Origin of the sequence: Marinifilum breve, from assembly GCF_003202155.1 — a bacterium.
GTDB classification, from domain to species: domain Bacteria; phylum Bacteroidota; class Bacteroidia; order Bacteroidales; family Marinifilaceae; genus Marinifilum; species Marinifilum breve.
Map to the genome: position 1 here is coordinate 1 of NZ_QFLI01000055.1, position 767 is coordinate 767.

Here is a 767-nt window from a genome sequence, read left to right on the forward strand (position 1 = left end):
TGTATTTCAGCTGGACACATAGTGCATAGTGTTGACGATATTGCTGATGTTGGCACGTTGTAGGTGGTGGTGTCTGTCGGTGCTGTGGGACAGTTAGTTCGAGACAGTCGGAGATGATCGGACAGAGTTGGAGAGGTAGTGTTGGCGATTGTTTTCGGAGTGAATGATATAGTGTGTGTGTGTGTGTGAGTGTGAATGCATGCATGATTTGTTTGCGAGTGGGTGTTTGTTGTTGTATTTGTTGTTGTAGTTGTAGTTGTAGTTGTAGTTGCGGATTCAGTGTGAGGTGTAGAATGAGTCACGACCGTGGTGTAACGGCTATCATGGCTGCCTTGCGAGGCAGTCGACCCGGGTTCGACTCCCGGCGGTCGCGGGCGGTTTGGAAATCACCAACAACAAACCCATCATTCACATACAGACATCACAGAGTGAGTTCCGCCATACAAACGCACACACAATGGGTCGATCATGTGCACAATCATGTTTGCAAGCATGTATGCACACACACAATGATGAGGCGATTGTGTGTGGATTGGGGCACTACATGTGCACTACACACAAAGCCACACCGGGACACATGTGAAGCGGTACACTAGAACCAGTGTGTAACACAGGTGAGGATAGAACCGACTGATTGTGTGATTGCTCACAACCATAGTCAGTGTGCTTCTCAATTCGATACTGTGCTTTGTTGACGATGCGGTAGATGAACAGCGAGTTTCCGTCCGATCACCAACTCACATGTCTTGCCGATTATTGTGACATTC

Annotated in this window: 1 tRNA gene; it reads left to right on the plus strand. The window is 48.1% G+C overall.

Features of this window, described 5'->3' with window-relative positions:
• Positions 1 to 301 precede the first annotated feature (301 nt).
• Positions 302 to 373: transfer RNA gene (locus DF185_RS24760), tRNA-Ala, on the plus strand.
• Positions 374 to 767: the final 394 nt, after the last annotated feature.